General features: G+C 54.6%; 5 protein-coding genes. All 5 read right to left on the bottom strand.

Annotation, left to right across the window (positions count from 1 at the left end):
• Positions 1–100: 100 nt before the first annotated feature.
• Genes glgP through glgB form a run of 5 tightly spaced genes read right to left on the bottom strand, consistent with a single transcriptional unit; the run spans position 101 to position 9470 of the window.
• Positions 101–2548, bottom strand: a complete 2448-nt coding sequence (gene glgP, locus ACLD11_RS08255; RefSeq protein ID WP_411014775.1) for a glycogen phosphorylase — start codon at positions 2546–2548, stop codon at positions 101–103.
• A gap of 19 nt (positions 2549–2567) precedes the next feature.
• Positions 2568–4001 carry a glycogen synthase GlgA gene (gene glgA / locus ACLD11_RS08250; RefSeq protein WP_411012408.1) on the bottom strand — a complete coding sequence of 478 codons (1434 nt, stop codon included), beginning with the start codon at positions 3999–4001 and terminating at the stop codon, positions 2568–2570.
• Positions 4001–5296 carry a glucose-1-phosphate adenylyltransferase gene (gene glgC, locus ACLD11_RS08245; RefSeq protein ID WP_411012409.1) on the bottom strand — a complete coding sequence of 432 codons (1296 nt, stop codon included), beginning with the start codon at positions 5294–5296 and terminating at the stop codon, positions 4001–4003. The genes glgA and glgC overlap by 1 nt, the downstream gene beginning before the upstream one ends.
• A 14-nt stretch (positions 5297–5310) precedes the next feature.
• Positions 5311–7287: a glycogen debranching protein GlgX gene (gene glgX / locus ACLD11_RS08240; protein WP_411014774.1), complete on the bottom strand. Its 1977-nt coding sequence runs from the start codon at positions 7285–7287 to the stop codon at positions 5311–5313.
• The gene (glgB, locus tag ACLD11_RS08235; protein ID WP_000098543.1) at positions 7284–9470 is read right to left on the bottom strand and encodes a 1,4-alpha-glucan branching enzyme; all 2187 of its coding nucleotides are present in this window, start codon (positions 9468–9470) and stop codon (positions 7284–7286) included. The genes glgX and glgB overlap by 4 nt, the downstream gene beginning before the upstream one ends.
• Between the last annotated feature and the right edge of the window lie 44 nt (positions 9471–9514).

Below are 9514 nucleotides of genomic sequence, written 5' to 3'. Positions count from 1 at the left end.
TGCTCAACTTCCGAAAGATGTTAGCAATAAAAAAGGCAGCGACATTATCTGCTGCTGCCCGATTCCTGACACATGGATATCAAGTCACATCAACCCGCGCCTACAACCGTACCGGATCAATATGCCAGATATTTTCGGCATACTCTTTGATGGTTCTGTCCGATGAGAAGTAGCCCATATTGGCAATGTTGAGCATCGCTTTTGTCGTCCACTCTTCCGGGCGACGATACAACTCATCCACCTTATCCTGGCAGTCCACGTAGCTGCGGTAGTCCGCCAGCACCTGATAGTGATCGCCAAAGTTAATCAGCGAATCTACCAGATCGCGGTAACGACCTGGCTCTTCCGGATTAAAGACGCCGCTACCAATCTGCGTCAGTACCTGATGTAGCTCTTCATCTTTTTCATAATAGTCGCGAGGCTTATAACCCTGCCTGCGCAACGCTTCCACCTCTTCGGCAGTATTACCGAAGATAAAGATATTCTCCTCGCCGACATGCTCCTGCATCTCTACGTTCGCGCCATCCAGCGTACCAATGGTGAGCGCGCCGTTCAGGGCAAATTTCATATTACTGGTGCCGGAAGCTTCTGTCCCTGCCAGCGAAATCTGCTCAGACAGGTCGGCAGCGGGAATGATCACCTGCGCCAGGCTGACGCTGTAGTTCGGGATAAACACCACTTTCAGCCTGTCGCCAATCTGCGGATCGTTGTTAATCACTTTCGCCACGTCGTTGATCAGATGAATGATATGTTTTGCCATGTAATAGGCGGAAGCCGCCTTACCGGCAAAAATATTCACCCGCGGCACCCAGTCGGCCTCCGGATTTTCTTTAATACGGTTATAGCGGGTAATGACATGCAGTACGTTCATCAACTGCCGCTTGTATTCGTGAATACGCTTAATCTGCACGTCAAATAACGCTTTAGGGTTTACCACCACATTCAGTTGTTGCGCTATCACTACCGCCAGCCGTTTTTTATTTTCCAGCTTCGCCTGACGCACAGCATGATTGACCAGCGGATAATCACAATGCTGTTTCAGCTCGCTGAGCTGACTAAGATCGGTACGCCAGGTACGACCAATATTCTCATCCAGCACGTCAGACAGCGGCGGGTTTGCCAACGCCAGCCAGCGGCGCGGCGTAACGCCGTTAGTGACGTTACAAAAACGGGTCGGGAAAATCTTCGCAAAATCCGCGAACAGCGACTGCACCATCAGGTTGGAATGGAGTTCAGAAACGCCGTTGACTTTATGGCTGACCACCACCGCCAGCCAGGCCATCCGTACCCGGCGGCCGTTCGACTCATCAATAATCGACGCGCGTCCAAGCAGGCTGGTATCGTTGGGATATTGCTCTTGCAACGTTTTCAGGAAATAGTCGTTAATCTCGAAGATAATCTGCAGGTGACGGGGCAGAATTTTCCCCAGCATATCGACAGGCCAGGTCTCCAGCGCCTCGCTCATCAACGTATGGTTGGTATAAGAGAAGACCTGACAGCACACCTCAAACGCGTCGTCCCAGCTAAATTTATGTTCATCAATCAGCAGGCGCATCAGCTCCGGAATTGACAGCACCGGATGCGTATCATTGAGGTGAATGGCGATTTTATCCGCCAGATTCTCATAGGTTTTATGCAGTTGATAATGACGGTGCAGGATATCCTGCACTGTCGCCGAGACCAGAAAATACTCCTGGCGCAGGCGTAGCTCTCGTCCGGAATAGGTGGAATCGTCCGGGTAGAGCACCCGTGAAACGTTCTCAGAGTGGTTTTTATCTTCCACCGCCGCAAAGTAGTCGCCCTGGTTGAATTTACCGAGGTTGATTTCACTACTGGCCTGCGCATTCCACAGCCGCAGTGTGTTAGTGGCGTCAGTGTCGTAACCGGGGATGATCTGATCATACGCGACGGCCAGGATCTCTTCCGTCTCAATCCAGCGCGCTTTTTTACCTTCCTGCTGAATGCGCCCGCCAAAAAGCACCTTATAGCGCGTATTGTGCCGCTTGAACTCCCACGGGTTGCCATATTCCAGCCAGTAATCCGGAGATTCTTTTTGCCGCCCGTCGACAATATTCTGCTTAAACATGCCGTAATCGTAGCGAATGCCATACCCGCGACCCGGTAATCCTAGCGTCGCCAGCGAGTCCAGGAAGCAAGCCGCCAGCCGTCCTAAACCGCCGTTGCCAAGCCCTGGGTCATTCTCTTCATCGATCAGCTCTTCGAGATCTAAGCCCATGGCCTCCAGCGCGCCTTTAACGTCATCATAAATGCCCAGCGAGAGCAGCGCGTTAGAGAGGGTACGACCAATCAAAAACTCCATCGACAGGTAATAAACCTGCCGGGTTTCCTGCGATAATTGGGCTCGATTAGAACGCAGCCAGCGCTCCACCAGACGATCGCGCACCGCGAACAATGTGGCGTTCAGCCATTCATGTTTATTGGCAATGACCGGGTCTTTACCAATCGTAAACATCAGCTTATAGGCAATAGAATGCTTAAGCGCCTCAACGCTGAGAGTGGGCGATGCATAAGTAAACGGAGCATTCATATAAATGATTCCTGGATGACTATTTCAAGCGATAGTACAGCTCGCGGTATGATTTCGCGGCAACTTGCCAGCTAAAATCCATCGCCATCGCCTGCCGTTGTACAAACCGCCAAAGCGAAGGCCGTGACCACAACACAAAAGCACGCCGAATCGCGCGTAGTAACGACCAGGCGTTACTGTCTTCGAAGACAAAACCGCTGGCGATACCGTCCGCCAGATTTTCCAGCGAACTGTCGGAGACCGTATCGGCCAACCCCCCGGTACGCCGTACCAGAGGCAGCGTGCCATACTTTAAGCCATATAGCTGCGTTAAGCCGCACGGTTCAAAACGACTGGGCACCAGAATAACGTCCGCGCCGCCCATAATGCGATGCGAGAAAGCTTCGTGATAGCCGATCTGTACGCCAACCTGCCCTGGGTGTTCCGCCGCCGCCGCGAGGAACCCTTCCTGAAGCACCGGATCGCCTGCGCCGAGTAGCGCCAACTGCCCGCCTTGCTCCAGCAGCCCCGGTAACGCCTCCAGCACCAGATCCAGACCTTTCTGGTTGGTCAGACGGCTTACCACGGCAAACAGCGGCACTTTGTCGTTAACCTTCAACCCCATCGCAATTTGTAGCTGACGTTTGTTTTCCGCCTTCTCTTCCAGGGTATCGCGCGTGTAGCGCGACGCCAGCAGCAGATCGGATTCCGGGTTCCAGATCTTCTCATCCACGCCGTTCAGTATGCCGGACAAGCGCCCTTCCAGATGACGCTGACGCAGCAGGCCTTCCATACCATAAGCAAACTGCGGTTCGGTAATTTCACGCGCATAGGTCGGGCTCACCGCCGTAATATGGTCGGCATAGTACAAACCGGCCTTCAAAAAGGAGAGTTGTCCGTTGAACTCCAGCCCATGCATATTAAAGAATGACCACGGCAGTTCGATGTCATCCATATGCTTTGCATAAAACATGCCTTGATAGGCCAGGTTGTGTACGGTAAAGACCGATTTCGCCGGCCGCCCGCGCGCCGCCAGATAGGCGGGCGCCAGCCCGGCGTGCCAGTCGTGCGCATGCACCACGTCGGGGCGCCAGAATGGATCAAGTCCGCAGGCCATTTCACAGCCGACCCACCCTAACAGGGCAAAGCGCAGCACGTTATCGGTATAGGCATATAAATTCGTATCGTGATAGGGACTGCCTGGACGCTCGTATAGATGCGGCGCGTCGATCAGATAAATGCCCACGCCGTTATAATGCCCGAACAGCAGCGATATCTTACCGGCGAAAGTATCGCGGCGGCTCACCACATGCGCATCGGGTATCCCCCGACGGATATCGGGAAACCCTGGAAGCAGAACGCGAACATCAACACCATTCGCAATTTGTGCCGCAGGCAACGCGCCTATCACATCCGCCAGCCCCCCAGTCTTCAGCAGGGGGAACATCTCTGAACATACATGTAAAACCTGCATTATCGCTCCTGTTTGACCTGCAGTTTGCGCAGCATTTCACGCGTGACCAGTACAATACCTTCTTCTGAACGGTAGAAACGACGAGCGTCCTCTTCCGCATTCTCACCAATCACCATGCCTTCCGGGATAATACAGGCACGGTCAATAACACAGCGACGTAAACGGCAGGAGCGCCCTACCCAAACCTCAGGTAACAACACTGCCGAATCAATATTACAAAAAGAATTTATTCTCACCCGTGGGAAGAGCACAGATTGCACCACCACCGAACCGGAGATAATGCAGCCGCCGGAGACCAGCGAGTTCAGCGTCATACCGTGGCTACCGGAGCGGTCCTGCACGAATTTCGCAGGCGGTAGCGATTCCATATGCGTACGGATAGGCCAGTTCTGGTCATACATATCCAGCTCCGGCGTCACCGAGGCTAAATCCAGGTTCGCCTTCCAGTAAGCTTCCAGCGTACCTACATCGCGCCAGTACGGTTCGGCTTGTGGATCGGACTGCACGCAGGAGAGCGGGAAAGGATGCGCGTAAGCCATACCTTCGCGGGTGATTTTGGGGATAATGTCTTTACCGAAATCGTGGCTGGACGCGTCATCTTTATCGTCTGCCGCCAGCAATTCATACAGGTAATCGGCGTCAAAAACGTAAATGCCCATACTGGCCAGCGATTTGCTGGCGTCACCAGGCATTGCGGGGGGATTCGCCGGTTTTTCGACAAAATCAATAATCTTGTCGCTTTCATCGACCGCCATCACGCCGAACGCCGTCGCTTCTTTGATCGGCACCGGCATACAGGCCACCGTGCAACGCGCGCCCTTTTCAACGTGATCGATCAACATACGCGAGTAGTCCTGCTTGTAGATATGATCGCCTGCCAGGATGACGACATATTCCGCTTTATAGCGACGAATAATATCCAGGTTCTGGGTCACCGCGTCTGCCGTACCGCGATACCAGTTTTCGCCCTGCATTCGCTGTTGGGCTGGCAGCAGATCGACAAATTCGTTCATCTCTTCGCTAAACAGTGACCAGCCGCGCTGAATATGTTGCACCAGCGTGTGGGACTGATACTGAGTGATCACGCCGATACGGCGAATCCCGGAGTTCAGACAATTCGATAAGGCGAAATCGATGATGCGGAACTTCCCACCAAAGTGGACGGCAGGTTTGGCGCGTTTGTTCGTTAAATCTTTTAGACGCGTGCCGCGGCCGCCGGCCAGGATTAGGGCAACAGATTTCAGTGGCAGCTGGCGCGCCAACATTACACGATCGTTCTTCTCTAAACTCACCATGATTAACTCCTTTTTTATCCTCTCTGGAACACACACAGTCCATGCGCAGGTCCCTGCCAGACCGCCGTTATCACCGGATTATCCTCTCCAGCGAATGGGGGAACGGCGCGCCATTCCCCTTCAGGTAAAACGATATCTGTCACCTCAAGCGTGGCATTTATCGCAATCAGAAAACGGTCCGACAACAGAATTTGCATCAGCTTAGGCCCGTTTTGCCACTCATCCGCACTCAGGGGTTGCGCGTTTTTATTCAGCCAACGCACGTTGCCATCACCTTCTTCCCACCAGCGATTGTCGGTTAAAGCCGGTATCTGCTGACGCAAACGAATCAGCGCGGCGGTAAACGTGGTTAACCCACGGTTTGCCTGCTGCCAGTCCAGCCAGGTTAAGGCATTATCCTGACAGTAGGCGTTATTGTTGCCGTGCTGGCTATGGCCGTGTTCATCGCCTGCCAGCAGCATCGGCGTTCCCTGAGAGAGCAGTAGCGTCGCCAGCAGGGCATGAATGCTGTCGCGCCGCCGCTCCATTAAATCAAGCGGACCGCCTAATCCTTCTTTACCATGATTGTCGCTGTAATTGTTGTTGGTGCCGTCGCGATTTTCCTCACCGTTCGCCTCATTGTGTTTCTGATTGAAACAGACGCAGTCCCGGAGCGTAAAACCATCATGCGCCGTGAGCAGATTGACCGAGACGCCGGGCGTGCGACCATTGCGTTTAAACACATCGCTGGAAGCGGCGAAACGACAGGCAAACTCCCCGATCGTCAGGTTACGCGGCAACCAGAATCGGCGGGCCGCATCGCGAAAATGGTCGTTCCACTCGGCAAACGGTGGCGGAAAATTCCCGACCTGATAGCCGCCCTCGCCAATATCCCACGGTTCAGCAATCAGCTTGACCGTTGATAACACAGGACACGCTTTAATCGCGGCGAACAGCGGCGCATCCTGGCGAAACGTCGGCGTGCGCCCCATGACGGACGCCAAATCAAAACGAAAACCATCGACATGACAGGTTTCCACCCAATAGCGCAAACACTCGCACGCGTATTCCACCACGCCGGGATGGCTTAAATTGAGCGTGTTGCCGCACCCCGTCCAGTTGTGATAATCGCCATCGTCCCTTATCCAATAATAGCTACGGTTATCAATTCCGCGCAGGGAGAAGGTTGGACCGTCCAGATCCAGCTCGGCGCTATGGTTTAATACGATGTCCAGAATGACCTCAATCCCCGCGCGATGCAGCGCTTTCACCGCATCGCGAAACTCGTCCAGCGCCGTCTCGGGCGAACTGGCCCAGGCGGGATGCAGCGCGAACATCGCCATCGGGTTATAACCCCAATAATTGGTCAGCCCCATACGTTGCAGGCGCGGCTCGCTGGCAAACTGCGCCACCGGCAACAGTTCCAGCGCCGTAATGCCAAGCTGTTTGAAGTACGCCAACATGACCGGATGACCGAGCGCTTTATAGGTGCCGCGTATCTCCTGGGGGAGTTCCGGATGCAGGTAGGTAAGTCCTTTGACATGCGCTTCATAGATGACCGTTTTTCCCCACGGCGTGCGCGGCGCGGCGTCATCTTCCCAGTCATAATGGTCGCTGATTACCACGCTTTTCGGCGCCACCGCCGCGTTATCGCGGTAGTCCGGTTCATCGTGTCCGCCGTGCAACAGCGGATGATCTTTTAGTTCGCCCTCGACCCGGCGCGCATAAGGATCAAGCAGTAACTTCGCCGGATTAAACCGATGCCCCTGCGCTGGTTGCCACGGGCCATGTACGCGATAGCCATAGCGCAAACCTGGCCTGGCACCTGCCAGATAACCATGCCAGACATCGCCGCGACGTCCTGGCAGGTCATAGCGACGCTCATTCCCTCGGGAATCAAAAACGCACAGCTCTACGCGCTCCGCATGGGCGGAAAAGAGCGTGAAATTCACGCCATGACCGTCATACGTTGCGCCATGCGGCGTTGCTTCGCCGATCGCAAGCTGCGTCATTCCCCCTCCCGCATCAGCCAGATCGTCGCCAACGGCGGTAACGTCAGGTTAAGAGAGTGCTGACGGCCATGGCTTTCGATCTCATCGCTGTGCACCACGCCGCCGTTGCCGGTGTTGCTACCGTGATAATGCATCGAATCAGTATTGAGAATTTCACGCCAGCGTCCCGGCTGGTTGATGCCAAAGCGGTAGTCGTGGCGAGGAACGGGCGTAAAGTTGCTGGCGACGATGATCTCGTTACCAGCTTTATCACGGCGTACAAAAATCAGTACCGAGCGTTCATTGTCATCGACCACCAGCCACTCAAAGCCGTAAGCATCAAAATCCAGCTCATGCAACGCTTTATGGTGGCGATAGGTGTGGTTGAGATCGCGTACCAGACGCTGAACCCCGTGGTGCCAGTTATCGCCCCCCTCCAGCAGGTGCCAGTCGAGGCTGGCGTCATGGTTCCACTCGCGTCCCTGGGCAAACTCATTCCCCATAAACAGCAGTTTCTTGCCGGGGAAGGCCCACATCCAGCCATAATAGGCGCGCAGGTTGGCAAATTTTTGCCACGCATCGCCCGGCATACGATCGAGAATGGATTTCTTGCCGTGAACCACCTCATCGTGCGACAGCGGCAGAACAAAGTTTTCGGTATGGTTGTACAACATACCAAAGGTCAGCTTGTCGTGATGATACTGGCGGTACACCGGGTCCAGCTTCATATAGTCCAGCGTGTCGTGCATCCAGCCCAGGTTCCACTTGTACCAGAACCCCAGGCCGCCCGTTTCCGGTGGACGCGTCACGCCAGAGAAGTCTGTCGACTCTTCCGCCATGCTGACCGCGCCGGGCACCTGCTCGCCAATAATGCGGTTGGTATTACGCAGAAACTCAATGGCTTCCAGGTTTTCACGACCGCCGAACTCGTTCGGTATCCACTCGCCCTCTTTGCGGCTGTAGTCGCGGTAGATCATAGAGGCCACCGCATCGACACGCAGTGCATCAATCCCAAAACGCTCCATCCAGTACAGGGCGTTGCCCACCAGATAATTACTGACTTCACGACGACCATAGTTGTAGATCAGCGTATTCCAGTCCTGGTGATAGCCCTCGCGCGGGTCGCTGTGCTCATAGAGGTGGGTGCCGTCAAACTCCGCGAGGCTAAATTCATCGGACGGGAAATGGCCCGGCACCCAGTCGAGAATGACGTTAAGGCCCGCCGCATGGGCCGCATTGATGAAATAGCGGAAATCGTCCCGCGTACCAAAGCGGCGGGTCGGCGCGTAGAGGCCGGTCGGCTGGTAGCCCCAACTGCCGTCAAACGGATGTTCGTTGACCGGCAAGAGTTCAAGGTGCGTAAAGCCCATCCATTTGGCGTAAGGCACAAGCTGATCCGCCAGCTCACGATAGCTCAGCCAGAAATTGTTATCCGTATGGCGGCGCCATGAACCTAAATGCACCTCATAAATCGAGATCGGCGCATCAAACTGATTGGCTTTTTGTCGTTCTTCGCCTGGCGTCACTTTCTCCGGCAGTCCGCAAATCATCGACGCCGTTTCCGGACGCATCTGCGCCTCAAAAGCATAGGGATCGGCTTTAATGCGCAGATTACCATTCGCATCAAGCAGCTCGAATTTATACAGTTGTCCATTATGCGCGCCGGGGATAAACAGCTCCCAAATACCGCTCTCTTTGCGCAGACGCATCGGGTGGCGACGCCCATCCCAATAGTTGAATTGCCCGACAACCGAAACGCGACGAGCATTAGGTGCCCAGACGGAGAAACGGGTGCCAGTGACGCCATCCATCGTATCGGCGTGCGCGCCCAGCGTTTCATAAGGACGCAGGTGGGTGCCTTCCGACAATAGCCAGGCATCCATTTCCTGTATTAATGGACCAAAACGATAAGGATCGTCGATGAGGTTCTGCTGTCCGTGCCAGGTCACGGCGAGCTGATAGCGAAAGAAATTTTTACGTCGGGGTAAAACGCCGCAGAAAAAACCGCGAGCGTCGAGACATTCCAGTTTGCCGACTTTACGTCCGGTTTTGGGTTCAATCACCCATACGTCGGTGGCGTCAGGTAATAGGGCGCGGACTTCTAGTCCGGCTTGGGTCTGGTGCATTCCGAGTACGGAAAAAGGGTCCGCAAAATGTCCTGCAATTAGCGCATTAATCACGTCTCTATCGATACGACTGGACATGGTTTGTCATCCTGTTTTGTGGCGTCACTCCATCTCACTGAATT

Origin of the sequence: Salmonella sp. 741265116_PST (assembly GCF_046567715.1) — a bacterium.
Classification (GTDB): Bacteria; Pseudomonadota; Gammaproteobacteria; order Enterobacterales; family Enterobacteriaceae; genus Salmonella; species Salmonella enterica.
This window is presented reverse-complemented; position numbering and strand designations above follow the sequence as displayed.